The sequence below is a fragment of the Pseudoalteromonas lipolytica genome, from assembly GCF_001306915.1.
GTDB classification, from domain to species: Bacteria; Pseudomonadota; Gammaproteobacteria; order Enterobacterales; family Alteromonadaceae; genus Pseudoalteromonas; species Pseudoalteromonas simplex.
The window spans coordinates 118,078-140,857 of sequence record NZ_LJTC01000005.1 but is presented as its reverse complement, the minus strand read 5'-3'; the positions used below and the strand labels follow the sequence as shown (position 1 = coordinate 140,857).

At 41.9% G+C, this 22,780-nt stretch carries 22 protein-coding genes; 4 read left to right on the top strand and 18 right to left on the bottom strand.

Annotated features, from left to right (window positions below):
* Complete coding sequence (locus AOG27_RS08900) at positions 1 to 2,670, bottom strand: bifunctional acetate--CoA ligase family protein/GNAT family N-acetyltransferase (protein ID WP_054552675.1); 2,670 nt, start codon at positions 2,668 to 2,670, stop codon at positions 1 to 3.
* Between the two features lie 169 nt (positions 2,671 to 2,839).
* Here AOG27_RS08900 and AOG27_RS08895 point away from each other — a divergent pair, with 169 nt between their 5' ends.
* A complete protein-coding gene (locus tag AOG27_RS08895; protein ID WP_054552674.1) occupies positions 2,840 to 3,556 on the top strand; it encodes an SIMPL domain-containing protein in 717 nt (238 codons plus the stop codon).
* Here the strand turns inward: AOG27_RS08895 and AOG27_RS08890 are convergent.
* From AOG27_RS08890 to AOG27_RS08850, 9 genes are all read right to left on the bottom strand, one after another.
* On the bottom strand, positions 3,545 to 4,801 hold the full coding sequence (locus AOG27_RS08890; protein WP_054552673.1) for a lipopolysaccharide biosynthesis protein: 1,257 nt from the start codon (positions 4,799 to 4,801) through the stop codon (positions 3,545 to 3,547). The genes AOG27_RS08895 and AOG27_RS08890 overlap by 12 nt on opposite strands.
* Before the next feature lie 4 nt (positions 4,802 to 4,805).
* Positions 4,806 to 5,489, bottom strand: coding sequence for a hypothetical protein (locus AOG27_RS08885; protein ID WP_054552672.1), 684 nt, complete (start codon positions 5,487 to 5,489; stop codon positions 4,806 to 4,808).
* Positions 5,490 to 5,588: 99 nt separating this feature from the next.
* A complete protein-coding gene (locus tag AOG27_RS08880) occupies positions 5,589 to 7,424 on the bottom strand; it encodes a DUF885 domain-containing protein (protein ID WP_054552671.1) in 1,836 nt (611 codons plus the stop codon).
* Between the two features lie 40 nt (positions 7,425 to 7,464).
* Entirely contained in the window at positions 7,465 to 8,598 is a 1,134-nt protein-coding gene (gene hemW / locus AOG27_RS08875; protein ID WP_054552670.1) for a radical SAM family heme chaperone HemW, read from the bottom strand.
* Positions 8,595 to 9,194 (bottom strand): XTP/dITP diphosphatase, encoded by a 600-nt coding sequence (locus tag AOG27_RS08870; protein WP_054552669.1) that lies wholly within the window; start codon positions 9,192 to 9,194, stop codon positions 8,595 to 8,597. Before AOG27_RS08870 ends, hemW begins: the two co-directional genes overlap by 4 nt.
* 7 nt (positions 9,195 to 9,201) lie before the next feature.
* Positions 9,202 to 9,642 carry a DUF4426 domain-containing protein gene (locus AOG27_RS08865; protein ID WP_054552668.1) on the bottom strand — a complete coding sequence of 147 codons (441 nt, stop codon included), beginning with the start codon at positions 9,640 to 9,642 and terminating at the stop codon, positions 9,202 to 9,204.
* Between the two features lie 58 nt (positions 9,643 to 9,700).
* Positions 9,701 to 10,234, bottom strand: a complete 534-nt coding sequence (locus tag AOG27_RS08860) for a YggT family protein (protein WP_054552667.1) — start codon at positions 10,232 to 10,234, stop codon at positions 9,701 to 9,703.
* Between the two features lie 23 nt (positions 10,235 to 10,257).
* Positions 10,258 to 11,079 (bottom strand): pyrroline-5-carboxylate reductase, encoded by an 822-nt coding sequence (proC, locus tag AOG27_RS08855; protein ID WP_054552666.1) that lies wholly within the window; start codon positions 11,077 to 11,079, stop codon positions 10,258 to 10,260.
* 17 nt (positions 11,080 to 11,096) lie between these two features.
* Positions 11,097 to 11,810: a YggS family pyridoxal phosphate-dependent enzyme gene (locus tag AOG27_RS08850; protein WP_054552665.1), complete on the bottom strand. Its 714-nt coding sequence runs from the start codon at positions 11,808 to 11,810 to the stop codon at positions 11,097 to 11,099.
* Positions 11,811 to 11,812: 2 nt separating this feature from the next.
* Here AOG27_RS08850 and AOG27_RS08845 point away from each other — a divergent pair, with 2 nt between their 5' ends.
* Together AOG27_RS08845 and AOG27_RS08840 are read left to right on the top strand one after the other, a co-directional pair.
* Positions 11,813 to 12,853 (top strand): type IV pilus twitching motility protein PilT, encoded by a 1,041-nt coding sequence (locus AOG27_RS08845; RefSeq protein ID WP_054552664.1) that lies wholly within the window; start codon positions 11,813 to 11,815, stop codon positions 12,851 to 12,853.
* Positions 12,854 to 12,867: 14 nt separating this feature from the next.
* Positions 12,868 to 14,001 carry a PilT/PilU family type 4a pilus ATPase gene (locus tag AOG27_RS08840; RefSeq protein WP_054552663.1) on the top strand — a complete coding sequence of 378 codons (1,134 nt, stop codon included), beginning with the start codon at positions 12,868 to 12,870 and terminating at the stop codon, positions 13,999 to 14,001.
* 67 nt (positions 14,002 to 14,068) lie between these two features.
* Here AOG27_RS08840 and ruvX read toward each other — a convergent pair whose 3' ends face one another.
* From ruvX to AOG27_RS08810, 6 genes are all read right to left on the bottom strand, one after another.
* Complete coding sequence (ruvX, locus tag AOG27_RS08835) at positions 14,069 to 14,518, bottom strand: Holliday junction resolvase RuvX (protein ID WP_054552662.1); 450 nt, start codon at positions 14,516 to 14,518, stop codon at positions 14,069 to 14,071.
* Between the two features lie 20 nt (positions 14,519 to 14,538).
* Positions 14,539 to 15,096 (bottom strand): YqgE/AlgH family protein, encoded by a 558-nt coding sequence (locus tag AOG27_RS08830; protein ID WP_054552661.1) that lies wholly within the window; start codon positions 15,094 to 15,096, stop codon positions 14,539 to 14,541.
* Positions 15,097 to 15,120: 24 nt separating this feature from the next.
* Positions 15,121 to 16,074: a glutathione synthase gene (gene gshB / locus AOG27_RS08825; RefSeq protein ID WP_054552660.1), complete on the bottom strand. Its 954-nt coding sequence runs from the start codon at positions 16,072 to 16,074 to the stop codon at positions 15,121 to 15,123.
* Between the two features lie 68 nt (positions 16,075 to 16,142).
* Positions 16,143 to 16,877 carry a 16S rRNA (uracil(1498)-N(3))-methyltransferase gene (gene rsmE / locus AOG27_RS08820; protein ID WP_054552659.1) on the bottom strand — a complete coding sequence of 245 codons (735 nt, stop codon included), beginning with the start codon at positions 16,875 to 16,877 and terminating at the stop codon, positions 16,143 to 16,145.
* 62 nt (positions 16,878 to 16,939) lie between these two features.
* Entirely contained in the window at positions 16,940 to 17,407 is a 468-nt protein-coding gene (locus tag AOG27_RS08815; protein WP_054552658.1) for a hypothetical protein, read from the bottom strand.
* Between the two features lie 28 nt (positions 17,408 to 17,435).
* A complete protein-coding gene (locus AOG27_RS08810; RefSeq protein ID WP_054552657.1) occupies positions 17,436 to 18,329 on the bottom strand; it encodes a hypothetical protein in 894 nt (297 codons plus the stop codon).
* A 72-nt stretch (positions 18,330 to 18,401) separates the two neighbouring features.
* On the opposite strand from AOG27_RS08810, the gene glnE reads away from it, so the two are divergent.
* The gene (gene glnE / locus AOG27_RS08805) at positions 18,402 to 21,188 is read left to right on the top strand and encodes a bifunctional [glutamate--ammonia ligase]-adenylyl-L-tyrosine phosphorylase/[glutamate--ammonia-ligase] adenylyltransferase (protein WP_054552656.1); all 2,787 of its coding nucleotides are present in this window, start codon (positions 18,402 to 18,404) and stop codon (positions 21,186 to 21,188) included.
* On the opposite strand, the gene AOG27_RS08800 is transcribed toward glnE, so the two are convergent.
* Positions 21,185 to 21,760 carry a TcpQ domain-containing protein gene (locus AOG27_RS08800; protein ID WP_054552655.1) on the bottom strand — a complete coding sequence of 192 codons (576 nt, stop codon included), beginning with the start codon at positions 21,758 to 21,760 and terminating at the stop codon, positions 21,185 to 21,187. The two genes, glnE and AOG27_RS08800, sit on opposite strands and share 4 nt — an antisense overlap.
* 59 nt (positions 21,761 to 21,819) lie before the next feature.
* The gene (lpxL, locus tag AOG27_RS08795) at positions 21,820 to 22,746 is read right to left on the bottom strand and encodes an LpxL/LpxP family Kdo(2)-lipid IV(A) lauroyl/palmitoleoyl acyltransferase (RefSeq protein ID WP_054552654.1); all 927 of its coding nucleotides are present in this window, start codon (positions 22,744 to 22,746) and stop codon (positions 21,820 to 21,822) included.
* Positions 22,747 to 22,780 lie beyond the last annotated feature (34 nt).

Here is a 22,780-nt window from a genome sequence, read left to right as displayed (position 1 = left end):
TTAGTTAAGTTTTAGCACCATATTAATGCTGCCTTCTTCAAAGTCGCGGGTGATCTTAAACCCGAGTTTTCGTGCCAGCTCAATCATGCCAGTATTTTCAGGTAAAGTGATCCCTGAAATTTGTTTAACGCCTTGGTTTTTACAATGCTCAATCGCCGCATTCATTAATATTGTACCAAGCCCTAAACCTTGGCAATCAGAGCGCACCACAATTGCAAACTCAGCATCGAGCTTGTCTGGATCCATCAATACTCGAGATACCCCTAATGTACAGGCTGAACCATTTTGCTCTTGGCTGACAATAAACGCCATTTCTCGGTCATAATCAATTTGCGTCATTTTCGCGAGCTGATCATGATTAAATTGCGGTAATTCACCGAAGAAGCGCTTATATCTGTCTTCTTTGCTCAATGATTGATCAAACTCTAAGTGTGCTTGCTCATCTTCCGGTTTGATAGGTCTTAACTGTGCTTGGGTATTATTTTTAAGGGTTACTTCTTTAACTAATTCAATTGGGTAGGGACGAATACACAAGCGTTTACGGTTCGCTTTTGCTTTATAACGGCTAAGACCAATGGTCGCATCAAGGACCAAAAACTGCCCGTTACTGGCTAAAATTGGATTAAGTTCAACACTGGTGATATCAGGTTGATCGATAACCAGCTGCGAAATACGGGTGAGTAGGGCGCATAAACGGTATTTATCGACTTTTTCTGGTAGCACGCGGTCTTTAAGTACGCCTTTATCGTGCGCTGCAGCTATTAGGTATTTTGCCAAGTTCATATTAAGTGGCGGTAATGCCACTGCAGCTTGTGCGAACTCAAGTCCGGTGCCAGCTTCACCCAGTAAAATCACCGGACCAAAGTTAGGCTCTGTTTTGATGGCGATACGTAGCTCATTAGCACCCGCTCGCGGCGCCATTTTTTGCAGTGAAAAACCTTCAATATGGGCATCAGGGTAGGTGTTTTTGATTCGTAGCAGCATGGCAAAGGCTGTTTGCTCAACTTCTTGCGCATCATTTAAATTAAGGACAACACCACCGACTTCTGATTTAGAAGGAATACTTGGGCTAATTAGTTTTAACGCTACCGGAAAACCCAGCTCAATAGCTTGTTCTTTGGCTTCTGTTGGCGTGTAAGCAACCTCAGTTTGAATACAATCAATACCATAATGAGTGAGAATTTGACTAGCTTCATGGGTTGATAAATAGCTTTGCTCTTCGGCTAAAAACTCGCTCACCACAGAGCGTGCAGCGTCTTTATTTATTTTTGCATCATCGGTGTTTGATTCTGGTGTTTGTGTTAAATGCTTTTGGTTACGACGATAACTTACTAAGTGCATAAAGGCACCCACCGCACCTTCAGGTGTACGGTAGGTTGGAATAGCGTTATTGGTACAGACTTTACGTGCAGCATAGGCGGCATCTTCACCCATAAAGTTAGTCATAACATAAGGGCGAGCCATTTTTGGGATTTTTTCCAAGGTTTCAACAATGATCTCTGCATAATCTTCACTCGGTGCAAGTGCTGAAGGAGTATGGATGATCAGCAAGTTTTTAACTTCTTTAGCTTGTAGTAAGATTTCTAAGGCTTGTTGATAGCGTCTAGGCGCTGAGTCACCAAAAATGTCCACCGGATTTGAGGTCATTTCTGATTGCGGAATGACTTTATTAAGCGCAGCTCTGGTCTCATCGCTGAGCTCCGCCAGCTTTCCTGAGCTTTGCAAGAGCGTATCCACAGCCATGACACCTGGGCCGCCGCCATTGGTTAAAATAGTTAGCTGCTCGACTTTAAGAAGTTTTGGGTGCATTGCCAGCGTTTGTGTCGCAGCGAAAAGCTCTCGTAAGTCGTTTACCCTAAGCATACCTGCTCGCTGAAATAGCGCATCATAGACTGCATCTGAGCTTTGTTTGCCACCAGTGTGTATTTCTGCAGCGAGGGCACCAGCACTGGTTTTACCGGTTTTAATGGCGATTACGGGTTTGCTAAACGCAGCGGCTCGCGCTGCGGAAATAAAGCTGCGAATATCTTCAATATTATCGATATATAACAAAATAGCTTTAGTTTTTGCATCTCGGCCTAAAAAGTCGAGTAACTCATCAAAGTCGATATCTAGGCAATCACCCACAGATACAAAATATGAAAAGCCAATTTCTTTGTTTTTCGCCCAATCTAGAATGGTTGAGCAAACAGCCGCAGATTGCGATACAAAAGCAAGCTTTCCTGGGCTTGCAACCGTATGTGAAAAGCTGGCATTTAAACCAATATGAGGAATAAGTAAGCCCAAACAATTAGGCCCAAGTAAAGAGACATTTGCCTCAGCAGCTGCTTCTTTTAATGCGTGCTTTTGATCGACGTTTAAACCCGCTGCAATTACCACCGCATGCTTACAACCAAGCTCTCCAAGCTCGTTAATGATGTTAATTAAGGTATTTTTATTAGTACAAATAACCGCAAGATCAGGCACTTTAGGTAGTGCAGCAATGCTTGGGTAGGCTAATACCCCGTGTACAGCGCTGTGATTTAAACTAACAGGCATGATTGGGCCTTTAAAGCCCCCTTGTAAAAGGTTGCGCATAACCACAAAGCCCGCTCGGTTAGGGGAATTTGAGGCGCCAATCACCGCGACCGATTTAGGATTAAAAAATTGGCTAATACGTTTAACGCTCATGCTGTTTCCTTCGCTTGCGATGTTTGTTAAAACTTCAGGGTCTGTTAAGTTTAATACACTCAAACTAGAACCGACACGCTTCCAAAGTATTAAAAGTTATACTCATAAGATAACCTGTTTATAACTACTTTTCGAGTCAAAAACAGTGACCTATATCAAGGAGAAAAGCATGAATAAAGCGCAACCATTTAATATCGTTATTGCAGCGTGTGCATTGGCGGTCGGTTTGCTCGGATTAGGTTTTATATTGAAAAGTGCAGCCCTTGATGTAAAGGGTATGGAGCGCACAGTTCATGTTAAAGGGCTAGCTGAAATGGAAGTGCCAGCCGACACCGTTATCTGGCCGTTACAGTTTTCTGATGCCGATAACAACCTAGAAAAACTAGTGGGTCGAGTTGAAGAGAAAAGTGATGCGGTTGTGGCTTTTTTAAAACTACATGGTTTTAGTGATGAAGAAATCAGCCTTGGTAGCCAATCGATTATTGATAAACAAGCTCGCGAATATGGCGGCGAGAATCAGCAGTTTCGTTATATTGCTCGTAATAATGTCATTGTTTATTCAAATGATATTGAAAAAGTGCAAAATGCCTTAGGCGCAGTAAGCCAATTAGCCAAACAAGGCATTGCGATAGTACAAGATAATTACGAAACGCGGATTCAATATTTATTTAATGGCTTAAATGAAATTAAGCCAAATATGATTCAAGAAGCAACCGAAAAAGCCCGCGAAGTAGCAATGAAATTTGCCAAAGATTCACAGTCTAAATTAGGTAAAATTAAAACAGCGCGTCAGGGGCAGTTTTCAATTTCTGATAGAGATTCAAACACACCTCAGCTGAAAAAAGTGCGTGTAGTTACCAGTGTTGAATATTATCTATCTGACTAAACCCAATACCACAGATAAAGGTAGCCGCATGCGTGTGCACACAATCACCATGCGGCAAATCGCTCCAAGCATAAAGCCGCCACTAAACGCCACAGCCACCCCCAATAAGCCAAACTGATCTTTTAATAGTACTGCCATTAAAACCGTGACACTGGTTGCACCAAGTAAGACATACAAGTTGATAAGCGGGTTGCCTTTTAACTTGATCATGCTACTGGCTAAAATTCTTGCTGGTAATAATAATTGCCCGAGTAACAGCAGCATTAAAATCCAAAATCCTTCTTGTAATTGGCTTTCGCCATAGAGAGTGAGAAGCGGTTTTGCGAGTAGGGCAAGTAGCAAAATAGCGGCAAAGTTAAAACGCCATACCACTTTCATTAACTCGCTAAGTTGCTGCTCGGTCGTCTCATCGGCCATTAAAATGGGTTTTAAATATTGGTTGGCGGCATTGCCTAAAATCGTCAGTAAGCCTGCAATCACTACCGCAGGAAAGAAGATACTCACGCCTTGTGCACCAAACCAGTGATGCACCAGTAAAACATCGAGTTTTGCTACCAACACGGTGCCTGCGCCACTGGCGAGCATGATCAATGAGTCTTTACACCATTGCTTGGTTTGGTAGCGGGCAGTGCTTGCAACGATCAATCTTTTGATTAACCAATATTGATAAATGACTACGCACAAGATGCTACAAAACAACAAGATACAAATCTCGACTAACGATAAGTCGCCACGTATCAAGTACACGAAAAAACAAAATCCCGCTGTTAGCAATTCAAAAATACACTGCTGCGTTATCAGGCCAATTTTTGGTTTATTCAAAGCCACTAAAAAAGCCGATTGGCTTTGCATAATGGCGCCAATCGGCACCAGTAATAGTAAATAGACCACATGCTCTTGAGCGCTTTGGTGCGGTGAAATAGCTTGAAAGCTAATCACCACAGCAGCGACAAAAATCACCCCGAATAAACACGATGCAGCTAAATAAACATGTTTTAAGCCGCGTAGTAAGTCATGTTGCTGAGCTTTATAGAGCGGGTAGCTAATACGCATTAAAGATGATGCAAAGCCCATACTCGCAGGTAATAACAAAATTTCACACAGTGCGAGTAACGCCGCGAAAGTACCAAACTCATCAGTACTTAATAACCTTGCAAGGCACAAGGTAAGCACAATACGGCTACCATGGTTAAGGGCGGTAAAACTACTGAGCGATAAAAACGCTTTAACAACATCCTTATTCATGGAGTTATTGATTGAGCGCGTTTAATAACTGTGCCGTTGGCACTTGCAAATAGGCCGCGCAAAGCAGCACTTTACTGTCGCTACTCGTTGCTTGATTGGCACCATAAAATTGCTTAAGGGTATTTACCAAGGCGCTGACTGCGCTAGGGCTGTGACTTTGGTCGACTTCCATCATGGCTAATAATGCAGAGAATTCATGTTTGGCTAGCATTTGGGTCGTGCTGTTTAGCGCTATAAAGCAACCAATAGGAGTGAGCTGCTGCTTATTTAATGTTTTTAACGCAACACCCAAGCTTTCGTTGCTTTCAAATAACATTAACGAACGCAAGTAATTAAAGGGTAGGTTATTAGCCTGACACTGCGTAAATAAATGATGTAGTAGGGTGTTGCCTTGGTTGTCGGTAATACAAAAAGCATTTTGAAACTTAAGACCAGGCGTGAAAAAGCTCAGTTTATCGATATCATCAATTAAGGCTACAGCTTCACTTGGCAGCGGGCTTGCTTCGAGTAAATGCGCTGCCACATTTTGTAAAAACAAGTATTTAACTTCACTACTGCACGCTAATTGATAGATATGCTGTAATTGTGCCGCTTGCAAAACTCCCGATAAACTTTGGTAATCGGCAATGAGTTCTTTTAACTGATGATGTTGAAGTCGGCTGTTCAATTGCTCAATCGCGCTTTGCATGGAGATACTCGTTTTTTATTATTTATACATTTATAGCTCAACTACTTGTTTAAATAAATAAAAAAGGCCGCTGAGCGGCCTTTTCCACGTCTTTATTGGTTAAGCTGCTTGTTTCTTAGCAACCCATTGGTTAACAAACTTCTCTAGTACATTTAATGGTACTGCACCATTTTTAAGTACTACATCGTGGAATTCACGAATATCGAATTTATCGCCTAGTTTTTCTTTAGCCGCTTCACGAAGCTCTAAAATTTTCAACATACCTACTTTGTATGCCGTTGCTTGTGAAGGCATTACAATGTGACGCTCAACCATTTTAACGCCATCAGACGTCGCATTTGGTGTGTTATTTACGTAGTAGTCGATACCTTCTTGACGTGTCCACTTCATTGCGTGGATACCTGTATCTACTACTAGGCGACATGCGCGCCATAATTCCATCGCAAGACGACCAAAGTCTGAATAAGGGTCTTCGTATAAGCCCATTTCTTTTGGTACTAGCTCAGAGTATAAACCCCAACCTTCAACATACGCTGTGTAGCCGCCAAACTTACGGAACTTAGGTACACCTTCAAGCTCTTGCGCGATAGCAATTTGCATGTGGTGACCTGGAATACCTTCGTGGTATGCAAGTGCTTCCATTTGGTATGTTGGCATTGCTTCCATATCGTAAAGGTTTGCGTAATAAATACCTGGGCGTGAGCCATCTGGCGCAGGTTGTTGGTAGAACGCTTTACCTGCTGCTTTTTCACGGAATGCTTCAACTGCTTTAACTTTAAGGTCAGCTTTTGGCTTAACAATGAATAGCTCGTCTAGACGAGATTTCATGTTATCGATAAGCGCTGTTGCTTCATCAAGGTAGCGTTGTTTACCTTCAGCTGTGTTAGGGTAGTAGAACTGCTTATCAGTTTTCATGAATTGCATGAATGCTTTAAGGTCACCTTTAAAGCCTACTTTATCTTTGATTGCACGCATTTCGTCGTGAATGCGCGCGACTTCAGCTAAACCGATAGTGTGGATTTCTTTCGCTGTTAAATCAGTTGTTGTGGTACGTGCTAAAGCGTTGTTGTAGAACGCTTCGCCGTCAGGGAATTTCCAAGCACCATCACGGTCATCAGCGCGCTTTTCTAACTGAGCTAAGAAGTTAATTAGCTTAGTGTAAGAAGGTTTTACTGCTGCTTTTAGGGCTTTTTCAGCGTCGCTGATAAGTGCAGATTTTTCGCTTTCGGCAATCTCTAATGCGTTAACTTTACGTTTAAAGTCAGCAAGTAACGTTGAGTCTTCACCATCATGGAATGGTGCGCCGCGTAAGATATTATTGCTTGAATCAATCACGTGTGGGAAAACAAATTTAGGCGCGATAATGCCTTTATCTGCACGTACTTCAAGGTCTTTGATTAGTTGATCAATAACCGTTGTAACACCATTTAAACGTGAGATATACGCTTTAGCATCAGATGCATCGGCAATTTGATGTTGGTTGATTAAAAACGCAGGGATCATCGAGTGAACACCAAACATTTGGTTCACAGGGTAGTTGTAATGGCGCCATTTGAAATCAGCAATTTCGTTTTCTAAATCTTGCTTTTTAAGGTCGTAGCTTACTTTTGTTGCGTCATCTAATAGCTCGCGGTTAATTGCGTTAAGCGCAACTAGGTCAGCTTTAGTTTGTTCAAAGTCTTCTAAAACGCGCTCTTCGCTGCCATCATCCCATTTATCGTAATCTTTTTTGATGCCCATGTATGTTTGATAAATAGGGCTTTTCATTACATCACGGTTAAAAGTATCTTCGAAGAAGGCGTTAGCTTTATCGATTTCACTTTGTACAGGTTGGCTTTGTACACTTGGTGCAGGCTTCGGTTGCTCTTGCATTTGTTGGCAGCCGCCAAGCAATGCAACACTTACCGCCGCAGCGATGAAGGTCAGTTTACGCATTATCGTTCCTTTGTAGTTGTTAGAAATTTAATTATAATTCTTAAACGAATAATTCTAGCAGGTCATTTAAAAAGCGATGGCCTTTTTGGCTTACCTGCCAGTTATCTTTATCATCAATTAGTAAGCCTTTTGCAATTGCCTCAGTCAAGGCTTGTTCCTGACTTTGCAGTGACAAACTTGTAAGCAAAGGTAAATCAGCTTTGGGGCAGGGTTCGACTAAACGAAAACGATTCATAAAGAATTCAAAAGCTAAGTCGTCTTCTGCTACTTGCCATTGCTGATATAAATACGGTTTGGCAAGGTCCATATAGCCCCGCGGGTGCTTAACTTTCACGGTGCGGGTGATGACTTTATTTTCATCAGTAATTTTACCATGAGCACCACAGCCGATACCGAGATAATCGCCAAATCGCCAATAATTCAAGTTATGACGGCATTGGTAGCCGGGCTTGGCGTAGCCTGAGATCTCGTATTGCTCATAACCTGCTGCTGCGAGTAACGCTTGACCTTGTTCTTGAATATCCCAAAGGGTGTCGTCATGAGGTAAGGTCGGTGGCTTAGAAGCAAACTGCGTATTTGGCTCAATGGTTAGTTGATACCAAGAGATATGAGGAGGATTAAGGGCAATAATTTTTTCAAGGTCGCTTAAGGCGTCTGCAACAGATTGCCCTGGCAAGCCATGCATTAAATCAAGATTAAAACTGTTTAGCCCCGCTTGGTGTGCTTGTTTAGCCGCATAACTTGCTTCATCAGCACCATGAATACGACCAAGGGCTTTTAGCTTGTCGTTTTGCATACTTTGCACACCAATCGAAATACGATTGATGCCAGCGGCAACATATTCTTTAAAGCGACCTGTTTCGACGGTACCTGGGTTTGCCTCTAGGGTAATTTCACAGTCATCAGTTAGGCCAATTAATCTGTCGACTTCACCAAGTAGGCGAGTATATGCGTCACCGGTTAATAAGCTTGGCGTGCCGCCGCCAATAAAAATGCTGTGGATTTTACGCCCTTGCACTAAGTGCAAATCGGCCTTGAGATCATCAATAAGATGCTGAACGTATTCTTTTTCGGGGATTGTGCCTCTTTGACCATGGCTATTAAAGTCACAGTATGGGCACTTTTGCACGCACCAAGGCACGTGCACATATAAACTTAAAGGCGGTAAACTCACAGGCCGCCTTTTTGCTGCAATTGCGCAAGTAGTTGTTTTAAAGCCTGGCCGCGATGGCTAAGGGCATTTTTTTGCTCTTTAGTTAACTGAGCGCTAGTGCATTGCTCAGATGGTACGTAAAAAACAGGATCATAACCAAACCCACCCTGACCATCTTGGCTATGGGTGATTTCGCCTTCCCAACAGGCACTACAAATAAGCGGTGTTGGGTCGTCGGCGTGACGCATTAATACTAACACACACCAAAAACGCGCACTGCGAACAGGGTTATCAGCAAGCTCTTTTAGTAACTTGTCGATATTATCTTGATCGCTAGCAGCTGCTCCGGCAAAGCGTGCAGAGTACACACCTGGCGCACCATTTAGGCCGTCTACTTCAAGGCCTGAGTCATCAGCAATCGCAGGCATGCCTGTGATCTTTGCTGCATGGCGCGCTTTAATAATGGCGTTTTCAACAAATGTGGTGCCTGTTTCTGGCACGTCTGGCACTTGAAAATCGCTTTGTGGAACCACGTTAATATTAAGTGGGCTGAGCATGCTTGCCAGCTCTTTTACTTTGCCAGGGTTACCCGTGGCTAAAACCAAGGTGTTGTTCATAGGTCTATTAATCTACGTAAAATTTTTGCTGAAATTTCAGCGTTTGTAGTTTGCCGTTTTGATTAATTTCGATATCAAAACGGTAAATTTCTTCGTTGCTGTAATCGATTTGCGCGAGGTAATAAATCGCATCGCCTTCCACAACTTCTTTAAATGTAAGCTGCTTTTTATTACCAAGTAGGTTACGTGCAGTGCCAGTTAAAGTTGCTGTCTGCGCTGTTTTATCGCTGTTTTTTAATACCGAAATATTAATAATCCCTTTGCTAGGGCTACGCTCTAAATCATAGTTTTTAGCGATGTTTGGCTGAATAAAAGTCGATGGAAATGCAATGTAATGAACTTCCCAAGGGCCAAGAACCTTGTACTGGGCGCCTGCTTGTTCATCAGCTTTGGCAAAAGTTGTAAATAAACTCAATACAATCAAAGAAAAATAAATAAATTGCTTCATGGTATATCTCACTTAACAAAAGAGGCCTTTCGGCCCCTTACTGCTTCACGTTAAACGCTTAGCCAATTAAATCCATTACTAAAAACTGTAAAAACTGTAGACCAATAATCAACACTAAGATTGATAGGTCTAGACCACCTAGTGGTGGGATAATCTTACGAATAGGACGTAACATCGGCTCAGTTAGCTGGTGGAATACAGCCTCAATTGGGTTGTAGCCTTGGCTTACCCAGCTAAGTAAAGCACGAATAATTAATACCCAAAATAGCAAGTTTAAACCTTCTTTAATTACTGTAATTAACGCTTGAATAAATACCGGACCTGGCGCCCAAGCGTTATAAAACATCAGAAAAATAACACTGAGTTTGGCTACAGCGACTAAATAAGCAAGCACTAACGAAGCAATATCAAAGCCACCCACTCCTGGTATGATTTTACGAAGTGGGTTCACTGCGAACGAAGTGGCTTTCACCACAAACTGGCTCATAGGATTGTAAAAGTCAGCTTTTGCCGCTTGTAACCAAAAGCGTAAAAGGACCACCATTAAAAAGAGATCAAAAATAATCCCAACTAAAAAGTGCATGGCTTGCATAGTTTTACCTTCAAAAAGTAAGCTTAAAGTTCTTTTTCCATCGCTTCAGCGCGAGCGATACAGGCATCCATTGCATCTGCAACAGTACCGACTAAACCTTGTGATTTAAGATGCTCAACAGCTTCGTGAGTCGTACCACCTTTAGAGGTTACGTTTGCACGTAGCTGAGAAATACTGATGTCTGGTTGCGAAAGAGCCATTTCGGCAGCACCCAGTGCTGTTTGTTGTACTAAACGGCGTGCATCTTCATCGCTAAAACCAAGTGCTTTCGCTTTTTCTTCAATAGCTTCCATAAATAAGAAGAAGTAAGCAGGAGATGAGCCTGTAACAGCAATGATGTTGTTGATTTGTGACTCTTGCTCAACCCACACAACAATGCCTGTACACTCAAAAACTTGTTGTACAAACTCGTGCTCTTCAGCGGTTTCATCCGCGCCATAAAGGCCAGAAACACCACGGCCTAGTAATGATGGTGTATTTGGCATACAACGCACCATTTTCACATCTTGACCCAGCATTTCACGTAAACGGTTTACGGTAAGACCTGCTGCTACTGAAATAAATAGCTTGTCGCTAAAATCAACGCCTGAATCTTGGAATGATTGGCAAAGATCGCCCATCATTTGTGGTTTAACAGATAAGACAATCACATCAGCATCGCGAAGTGCCGCGTTGTTATCCGCGGTAGTTTGCACCCCGAAATCAGCAGCAACCTTAGCTAATTTTTCTTGGTTGCGATTGGTTGCAATGATGTTTTTTGCTGCAAAACCGTTCTTTACCATGCCGCCAATGATGGCGTAGCTCATGTTACCCGTGCCTATAAATGCGATTTTTTTGTCTGACATATGTCTGTTATCACCTTTTAATTTCGTTGGCCAAATATATCCGTGCCAATGCGTACCATGGTTGAACCCGCTGCAATCGCCGCTTCAACATCGTTACTCATACCCATCGACAAGGTGTCTACTTGGGGATATTGGGCCTTTAGTTTATCAAAGCAAGCGCTTAATTGCTCAAAATATTGTAATTGTAGCTGGGCATCGTCGGTTTTGGCAGGAATCGCCATCACACCGCGTAGGCATAAATTAGGACATTGACTGATAAATTCGGCCAGTGCCATTAGCTCGTCTGGGTGGCAGCCTGACTTAGCCTCTTCTAAACTAATATTAACTTGAATTAATATATTGAGTGGGGCTTTGTTGGCTGGTCGTTGCTCATTAAGACGTTTTGCAATTTTAGTGCGGTCAACACTTTGTACCCAATCAAAATGCGTGGCTACTTGGGCACTTTTATTCGATTGAATAGGGCCGATAAAGTGCCAAATAATGTCTTTATAATCAGCCAATGCTGTGACTTTTGTTACCGCTTCTTGAACGTATGATTCGCCAAACTGGCGTTGACCATGCTTATAGGCAGCAATAATATCGTCGGCAGGTTTTGTTTTTGAAACAGCCAATAGGTTGATTGATTGCTCATCGCGGTGATTATTTTTTGCAGCTTGAGCAATTCTTGCGTAGGCGGATGTAAGTCGTTCTGCTATTGTAACCATATAATTATCAGTTGGTTGTGGAGTCATAAATGGATATTACCGAATTATTGGCCTTTAGTGTGCAACACAAAGCCTCGGATTTACACTTGTCATCAGGCGTATCACCTATGATACGTGTTGATGGTGATGTGCGTCGTATTAATATTCCAGCATTAGAACAAAAAGATGTAAATAGTCTGGTATACGATATTATGAACGATAATCAGCGTAAGGACTATGAACAAAATCTCGAAGTGGATTTTTCTTTCGAAGTGCCAAACCTTGCGCGTTTTCGTGTTAACGCATTTAATTCAAACCGTGGTCCTGCGGCGGTGTTTCGTACTATCCCAAGTGATGTTTTAACGTTGGATGATTTAGGTGCCCCGGATATTTTTAAAACTATTGCCGACAATCCACGTGGTTTGGTACTAGTCACTGGGCCAACGGGTTCGGGTAAATCAACTACGTTAGCGGCTATGGTCGATTATATTAATCAAACTAAACATCACCATATTTTAACTATCGAAGATCCAATCGAATTCGTACATGAAAATAAGCTAAGCCTTATTAACCAACGTGAAGTTCACCGTGATACGCATAGCTTCTCTAATGCACTTAGAAGTGCACTGCGTGAAGACCCTGATGTTATTTTAGTGGGTGAGCTTCGTGACCTTGAAACAATCCGCTTAGCGATGACTGCGGCAGAAACGGGGCACTTAGTGTTTGGAACCTTGCATACTACCTCTGCACCAAAAACCATTGACCGTATTATTGACGTGTTCCCAGGTGAAGAAAAAGACATGGTGCGTTCAATGTTGTCAGAATCATTGCGTGCCGTAATCTCGCAAACTTTACTTAAAAAGGTAGGCGGCGGCCGAGTAGCAGCCCATGAAATCATGATCGGTATTCCTGCAATACGAAATCTGATCCGTGAAGATAAAATTGCGCAAATGTACTCATCAATTCAAACTGGTGCATCGCATGGCATGCAGACCATGGACCAATGTTTAGGTAATTTGGTTAACTACGGCATTATTACTAATGTTGATGCGCGAGCTAAAGCGCAAGATAAAACCCAGTTTGGTGGCTAACGGAGCTATATTAAATGTCTTTACCTTTAAATCATTTTTTGCAAGTCATGATCGACAAAAAAGGCTCTGACTTGTTTGTTTCTAGCCAACTGCCAGTCAGTGCAAAAGTAAACGGTGAATTAATACCTTTAAGCGATGAAAAACTCTCAGATGAGGATTCACTCGCTTTGGTCGAGTCAGCAATGAACGACAAACAGCGCAAAGAATTTCATGACAGTAAAGAGTGTAACTTTGCGATTGCTACTGATGAAGGTCGTTTCCGTGTTTCTGCTTTTTGGCAACGAGACAGGGCTGGAATGGTTATTCGCCGTATCGTGACACAAATTCCTGATGTGAATGAACTTGGTTTGCCATCAACGTTAACCGACGTGATTATGGCAAAACGTGGCTTAGTGCTATTTGTAGGTGGTACTGGTACGGGTAAGTCAACCTCGCTTGCTGCGCTTCTAGGTTATCGTAACCGCAATCAACGTGGTCATATTCTTACTATTGAAGATCCTATCGAATTTGTGCATGAGCACCGTAAAAGCATTATCACTCAACGTGAAGTTGGTCTTGATACAGAAAGCTTTGAATCAGCGCTGAAAAGCTCGTTGCGTCAAGCACCCGATGTGATCTTAATTGGTGAGATCCGCTCACAAGAAACTATGGAATATGCACTCAGCTTTGCAGAAACAGGTCACTTATGTGTCGCAACACTGCATGCGAACAATGCCAACCAAGCCATTGACCGTATCATGCATTTGGTGCCTAAAGAAAAGCACGATAAGTTAAAGTACGACCTTGCACTAAACCTTCGCGCCATTGTTGCTCAGCAGTTGGTGCCAACTGCCGATGGGGAAGGGCGTGTCGCTGCTATCGAAATTTTGCTTAACTCACCTATGGTGGCAGAGCTTATTAAAAAAGGCGATATCGGTTCTATTAAAGAGACTATGGCTAAATCGAAAGAAATGGGCATGCAGACCTTTGACCAAGCATTATTTGAGCTTTATAAACAGCGCCGCATTAACTATGCTGATGCGCTGCACCATGCTGACTCGCCAAATGACTTACGCCTAATGATTAAGCTACAAAACAATGAACAAAAAGGGGCTGGTTTCTTACAGGGTGTGACTATTGATGGCCTGGACGAAAAAGGTAAATCTTAGTTAAAACAAAAGGGAATTACATGCCAGCACTGTCTGTGCTGGCACTCTTTAAATACGTTGAAGGCGCCTACTCACCATAAAACTGCTCAAAAAAGCTTTCTAAAATAATCACAGCAGACATGTTATCAACATTACCTTTGCCGAGGTTTCGGTAGCCACCTTGTTCGAATAAACGCGCTTTTGCGTCTGCGGTGGTTAGTCGTTCGTCTTGCGTTTCAACCGGTATAGCAAAGTGGTTGTGTAAGCGGTTAGCGAACTTCTTAGCTTTAAAAGTAACTTCTTGATTGGTGCCATCCATATTAAGCGGTAAACCAACCACCATTAAATCGGGTTGCCACTCGTCCACTTGTTTTTTAATTAGTTGCCAATCTGGAATACCATCTTTCGCTTTTACAGCTTGTAAACTTGATGCTGTTCCTGTGAGTTCTTGACCAATGGCAATACCAATACTTTTGGTGCCAAAGTCAAAACCCATTACGGTGCGTTCACCGAGTGCCTTAAACGTTCGTTTTGTCATAGTCTTAAAAATTATAAATGTTAAGCATGGCCTGCTTCAGAGCTTAATTGACCGACATCAAAACCCAGCATCGAAACCGCTTTTTCCCAACGTTTTTCAACAGGTGTATTAAAGATGATCTCAGGGTCTGCTTTGATAATTAACCATGAATTCTCCAGCAGTTCTTGCTCTAACTGTCCTTGATCCCAACCAGCATAACCCAATGTGATAATAAATTGTTCTGGTGCTTCACTCGTTGTTAGGCTTGCTAACACATCCTTTGAAGTGGTGATCATAATATCACTGCTGAGCTTTTGACTCGCTGCATAACCAGGCTTTGGTGAGTGCAAAACAAAACCGCGATCGGTTTTTACAGGCCCGCCAGCATATACAGCTAAGCCTGCTGCTTGTTTACTTTTATCGTTATCAATTTCGATTTTATCGAGAAGCTCGCCCACGGTGATATTGATAGGCTGGTTAATTACCAAGCCCATCGCACCATCTTGGTTGTGCTCACAAATATACGTAACAGCACGCTTAAAAAAAGGGTCTTGCATGCTTGGCATTGCGATTAAGAAATGGTTCTCTAATGACTGCATAGGTCGCCCCTTTTGTTGTTTAAATTAAGTATGGCTCAGTTTTCTTTCAATGGCATCAAATAAGTGACCAGTGATTGAAATGTCATAAGCAGCTTCAATCTCTTTTACACACGTTGGCGCAGTGACATTGATTTCAGTTAAACGATCGCCAATGATATCTAGACCAACAAAAATAAGGCCTTTTTCTTTCAGTGTAGGTGCAACAGCCTCTGCAATTTTACGGTCTGAATCACTAATTGGACGTGCTTCACCTCTACCACCTGCTGCCAAGTTACCGCGCGTTTCGCCATTTTGCGGGATACGCGCTAGGCAGTACGGCATTACTTCACCATCAACCACAAGAACGCGTTTATCGCCTTGCTTGATTTCAGGGATATAATTTTGTGCCATTGCAAAACGACTACCATGCTCGGTTAATGTTTCGCAGATCACACCAATATTGGCATCATCTTCTTTAACTCTAAAGATAGAAGCACCACCCATACCATCAAGGGGTTTTAAAATAATATCTTTATGCTCAGCTAAAAATGCACGAATGTCTGCTTGGCTACGTGTTACTAAAGTATCTGGCGTATGTTCGCTAAACCAAGCCGTGAATAGCTTTTCATTGGCATCGCGTAAGCTTTGCGGCTTATTGATAACCAGCGTACCAGCTTGCTCAGCACGCTCTAAAATATAGGTAGCGTAGATGTACTCAGTATCAAAAGGCGGATCTTTACGCATTAAAATAACGTCTAAATCAGCTAAAGCAATGGTGGCTTTTTCTTCTAATTCATACCAGTGATTAACATCATCAAATACACGGGCTTTGGCAGCTGTTGCATAGCCTTGACCTTGACGTAGAGAAAGGTCATCCATTTCCATGTAGTAAATTTCGTAACCGCGCTTTTGTGCTTCCATCATCATTGCAAAGCCAGTGTCTTTTTTAATATTAAAGCCACTAATTGGATCAGAGATTATGCCTAGCTTAATTGCCATATTTTTGCCTTAGAATCGTATGCCATACTGTGTTTTGTTACTTTGATATATGGGTATTTTTACTGTTTTCAATTCGCTAAATCGCCAAATTGCAATTGTAATGCGCTCAGTACCGTCAGAGCGGCTGTTTCTGTTCGCAGAACACGTGGCCCTAAGCGGATATCAACAAAGTCTTGCTGTTTAGCAATGTTAATTTCTTCATCGGTAAATCCACCTTCAGGACCGACTAAAAAGCGTACCCCTTCACTGGGGATTTGAATCGTTTTAATACTGTGCTCAGCACGCGGGTGCAAAGTAAGTTTAATCGCATCACTTGCTTGTTCTAGCCACTCTTTTATATCGATAGGCGGGTGTACAACAGGCACAACGTTGCGGCCAGATTGTTCAGCCGCGGCAATTGCAATTTTTTGCCATTGTTGATGTTTTTTAGCAAGGCGATCGCCACTTAGTTTTACGCCACAACGTTGACTAAAAATAGGGGTGATTTCTGTAATACCAAGCTCGACTGATTTTTGAATAGTGAAATCCATTTTATCACCACGAGAAATACCTTGGCCTAAGTGAATCTTTAAAGGCGACTCAACATCATGATCAACAAATTCCTGTGGCTTAACGACCACGTTTTTTTTGCTCACTTCAATAATTTCACTGAGGTATTCACCTCCTTCACCATTAAAAATCGAGACCTTATCACCGACTTGCATGCGCAATACGCGGCCAACATGACCTGCGGCATCATCATCTAGTGCTACTGGGGTGTTTAAAGAAATCGCTGAAGGTTGGTAAATGTGTGGAACTCGCATGACTGTCACTTATCAATAAATTTAGCAATATGGTAAGTATACAGCGGCTTAGGTGCAATTATTTATTTTCTATTTAACTCTTCAGCTAACGGTAAAAGATCTGTCGTCGTTTCAGCGATAGTTGTTTGACAGGAAAGGTGATTTATATGGGCGCTGTCGGGGCAAGGCGCAAAGCTAAAACCTTGTTCTTCTTGTTTTACTAAATAACGTATTTTATGTAGGGAATTGTATATAAATTTTTGTGCATCATCCGCTAATTGGTAATCGGTTAAATTAATTAAAACACCTTTAATGTTGTGGTGTTCATGCAGGTAGCTGGCCAGTTCAGAGACACTTATTTCATTACTGAAGTCGCAATAACAGTAATCTTTTATTAATTCATCAAACATAAGTTTGACCATGTGGCGGCTATTTGCGCCTGCCACAACAAGCGTTGAGCCTTCAACGCTCGCAAAGTAATGCTCAGTAAAGGCTCGGCTAAACTCATTGTCTATATCAACTAGTAAATAATCATTAACTTTAAAGGGCATAGAGTCTCACGGTACTAAAACTTCCGTATCAAATTGAAAACATACTAATAAGTAAATAGCCTATTGCGCCAAAAACGGCAAACTCAATACACGCAATACCAATATTATCTTGATGATCAACTTCAAGAGAAGTATCTATATTCGGTAAAGAAATATACTTAATAATGTAGCTCAAAATATAAAGTAATACCCACATAGCACCGCAATGAGATACCAAAGTGAATAAGTTTTCTACCATCTTACCACTAATAAATGATGCACTGGCAAGACCAGCATAACCGGCAAGAGCAAGGCCAATAGACTTACCGGCGTAGCGGATACCGATGGAAGTATTTTCTAGATTAAAATTACTTTGTAGCGACGCACCTTGGTTAGCTTTTGCAAAACGATACTCACGGATTTTACTATCAAGGGCAAACATACCTTGCAGCACAAAAAAGCTCACTGTGGCGATCAATAAGCTGCTATAGCCTTGGGTATGGCACCAGTTATAAAGACCAAGAGCAATAATACAGTTTGCGATTAGCATGCCTGAATCGACCAAGGCGGCGCAGACATTTTGCTTTAGAATAGCGGCTTCTTCATTAAAGCGATGCAAAATCCATTTACGATGAATTAAATGGCCTATTTTTATAAAAGCAAACAACAGCACAATGAGTAAAAGTACTTTTAGCGGATTAGATTGGGCTGCACTTAAGCTAATCTCATCAAATATATAAGCGATAGTTGCTATAACGACCATGATTTCGCTGGCAAAGCTTATTCCCATGGCAAAGTTATCATGTTGCGCAAGCTCTTCTTTAAGCGCTTGTTTTGCTTTGATTTGCGTTAGAATACGTAGCAGTACTATAGTGGCGCAGATTACAGCGAAACTAATAGCAATCGCGACTAAACTAGTGTTAGATAGTGATAAATATGACATGCAGGTCCCTGCTAAATAATTCTTTGATTATCATTCTAGTACGGTTATTGGCAAGTTAAAAGAGAGTATTTAATGAGTAATTTACACGCGCTTCCAGAGTCACTTCATCAGTTAGGCCAAACCCGCTTCGCGAGCTTGTATGAGGGGCAAACTGAACAACAGAAAATTATTAACTTGTTGTCTTTAAGCGACTTTGCGTGGAACTGCTTACAATCTCAGCCAAACTTAAAAGACTGGTTACTTGATGATAAGGAGCTTGCTAATCGTGCAGTTGAAGCTCCGTTAAGTAGTACAGAAATCAATGAGCTTGACGACAATGCTGCAATGGCAAAACTGCGTTTGTATCGAGAAAAGTACTGGTTGAAAGTGGCTTTTCTTGACTTGTGCTGTGCAAACCCAATCGCTGATAGCATCGCTTATATCTCAGCGCTTGCAAATCAGCTTATCGATAGTGCCAATCAGTGGGCGTTTGCGCAGGTAGCTAAAGTTAGTGGTATGCCGCTTGATGATGACGGTAATGCAATGCAAATGTTAGTTTTAGGCATGGGGAAACTAGGTGGAGGAGAGCTTAATTACTCCTCTGACATTGATTTAATTTTTTCTTACCCTCGTGATATTGCAACGCAAGGTGGGCGTCGCTCTATTGAAGCGCAGGTGTTTTATACCAAAGTGGCGCAAAAGCTGATTATGGCGCTTAATCAAACTACGGTAAATGGCCAAGTATTTCGGGTTGATATGCGCCTGCGACCATTTGGTGAAAGTGGGCCTTTGGTGATGAGCTTTCATGCTATGGAAGATTATTATCAAGAGCAAGGACGTGAATGGGAACGCTACGCCATGCTAAAAGGGCGATTAATCGGCACAGAAAACCGTTATTGGAATGAGTTTTATGAATTGCTACGGCCATTTGTTTATCGCCGCTATATTGATTTCTCGGTGATTGAATCGCTGCGTAAAATGAAGCAAATGATAGCTCAAGAAGTACGCCGAAAACGCCTTACAAACAATATTAAATTAGGCGCAGGGGGCATTCGAGAAGTGGAATTTGTGGTACAAGCGCTGCAAATGGTGCGAGGTGGTCGCGAAGCTAACCTGCAAACTCAGTCATTATTAGTTGCTTTAAAAGAACTGGTTAACAATCAGGTTATGTCCAACAAAGAGGCTGATTTACTTACACAAAACTATTTAGACTTACGTCAAATTGAGCAGTACTTACAGATATTTGCTGATAAGCAAACGCAAACTCTACCTGATGACGAATTAAACCAACAACGTTTATGTTATTTGCTCAATAAAGACGATTTTAATCAGTGTTTGTCTAGTATCGAGCAGATCATGTCTCAAGTCCATGGTGAATTCGAACAGGTGATTGGTTTTGAAAGTGAAACCAGCGACCCGTGTGAAAATGAGTACATCAGCGCATGGGAAATGACGGATGTTAGCCTGATGTGTGAGCCGAACCTTGATTGGCAAGCAGCATTGGAAGATTTTAAGGCGCGTTTAACTAAGGCGAAGGTTGGTAGTCGAGGTCGTGACATTTTAGATAAATTAATGCCGCTTTTACTTAAACAATTAACGATAGCAAAAGCGAGCAGTGACGCCTTTATGATGATCTGCCAAGTATTGAATAAGATCATTTCACGAACCGCTTATCTAGAGCTGTTGTATGAAAACCCTGGAGCCTTAAATCAACTGGTTGCACTATGTTGTCATAGTAAATGGATTGGCGAACATATCTCTCGTTACCCAATTTTACTTGATGAGCTGATCGATCCTCAGGTGCTTTATAAACCGACACCTTTATCTGCTTACAAAGATGAAATTAGACAATACTTCTTGCGCATTGAGCATGGTGATCTAGAGCTACAAATGGAAGCTCTTCGTCAGTTTAAGCAAACGCATCAGCTACGCATTGCAGCGGCTGATGCAACAGGTGTACTTAGCGTGATGAAGGTAAGCGACCACCTTACAGCGCTTGCTGAGGCAATTGTAGAGCAAGCGGTCAATATTGCATGGCATGCGTGTGTTGAACGCTTTGGTCAGCCCGTTAATACGTCAGAGCAAGAAAAAGGCTTTGCGGTTATCGCCTACGGTAAAACAGGTGGTTTCGAAGTTGGCTACGATTCAGACTTAGACCTTGTGTTTGTGCATAACCACGATGGCAGCAGTTATACCGATGGTGATAAGTCGATTGATTCGCGTCAGTTTTATTTAAAACTTGCACAGCGCTTAATGCATTTATTCAATACTCGCACGGCGTCTGGTATTTTGTACGAGCTTGATACTCGTTTACGTCCTGAAGGGGCGTCAGGCTTACTGGCTATTAATTTAGAAAGTTACTACCACTATCAGCAAACTCAAGCATGGACTTGGGAACATCAAGCTCTCGTTCGCTCACGCATGATTTACGGTCAAGCATCATTAAAAGATCGTTTCGCGCGAATTCGTATAGATGTGTTATGCCAAACCCGTGATAACGAAAAATTAAAAACGGATGTTGTTGAGATGCGTGAAAAAATGCGCGCTCACCTTGCTAAGGGTAACGATGAGCTGTTTGATTTGAAGCAAGATAGGGGCGGTATTACAGATATTGAATTTATTACTCAGTATCTGGTGCTAAATAATGCTAAGCAACATCCAGAGCTAACGAGCTGGTCTGATAATGTGCGTATACTAGCCGATGCGGCGCGTTTAGGCTGTATTAGTGAGCAAATGCAGCAAGAGTTAGTCGCTGCGTATATAGCCTATCGTTCACGTTATCATGTAATGAGTTTGAATCAGCAGGGGCGTTGTGCGCCACGTGCTGAGTTAACTCAGCATATCGACTTAGTTAGTCAGGCGTGGCTGCAGGTGTTTTAGCTTTTTAAACGGCGGCAATTTTCACGTACATAAGCAGAGGGCAGCTCAGTGATCACAGCCGCTCTTTGCTTAAAACAAAAATAAGTGTAAACCTCATTTTCGAAATCATCGTTGATTGCTCGACCTACTTGATACAATGCAGAAACGAAGTTGCTATCAACTCGAAAGTGATCTTTTACTACGTAGTCTTTACTAAGATACCAGTACAACACAATATCTTCATTTTTAGCATAATCAGATAATACATCTTTTAAAGTCGTGCCATTTTCAAAGCGACGAGGTTGTATATCTCCTGTCCAGTTTGGCGATGAAGGCTCAACGACTTTTTCACGCTCAAATAGTGCGACATCTAGACTAGTTTCAGGTGTCGGTAATTTAAGAACATATTTATCTCGCTCGTTATCTTTGTCATTGACCTGATTTCGAAGGGCTGAATAAAAGCGTGATAGACCTTGGGCCGCTGCATTTTGAGTATTTTTGATATCTAATACGGGACCGCTGCCAAATAAAAAATAAATAGCAGCAGCAATCAAAATGACAGCTAATGATAAATGCTTAACCCAAAACCACATTTCTAATACTCTTGTTGTTAATTAGCTTAATAAAACCATACATACAGCAAAATGTCACTCTACTTGTAATAAGAAGGTGCATTCTTATCTGGACGAGTTTTAAAGCGGCGATGTAGCCACATGTACTGCTCAGGAGCCACGTTTATTGCTTGTTCCATACGCTGGTTAACGCGTGTTACATCAGCAAGGTTATCGCCACTAGGGAAATTTTCTAAAATAGGAAGCACTTCTAGATGATAGCATCCATTCTCATCACGACGACTCGTTAAACTTACGGTTTCGCAGTTCTTACTATTGGCAAACAGCAGTGCACCTGTAGTTGTTGCTGTATCTTTTACCGCATAAAACGGTGCAAACTCGCAACGATTACGGCCATAGTCTTGATCTGGCAGGTAGTAACAAACCTTCTTGTTTTTGAGGGCTTGCAGTAGGCCTTTGACATCTTTTTTACCGATTAGATATTCATTAGAGCGTAAGCGACCGTTGGTAGTAAAATACTCCATTAGAGGATTATTATGTGGGCGATAAAAACCAATACCTTGGTGCTTTAAGCCCATTACCCGACTTGCCATTTCAAGGTGTAAAATGTGTGGAACAAGAAGCAAAACGCCTTTGCCTGATTGCTGAATTTGCTGAAAATATTCTAACCCTTTTATCGAGCCATACACTTTTTTAACTCGCCACTCGGGCCACCACCAAGCCATGCCGGTTTCCATCATCGCAATACCGGTATTTTCCATATTTTTACGAACTAGTTCGCGTTGTTCATGCTCTGGCATTTCAGGAAAGCACAAACGAATATTCACCTCAGCAATATGGCGACGACGTTTCATAAAACGGTGTACTAGGCGGCCGAGCAGTTTTCCAAGCGCTAGTTGCAATTTATGTGGCAACCAAGAGATAAGATATAAAAAGAAAATGCCAACCCAAGTTAACCAGTAGCGAGGGCCCAAAAAAGACGCTTTAAACGGTGATGAACTAACCACAAAAAAATCTCTAAAAATAAAAAAGCTAGTTTAA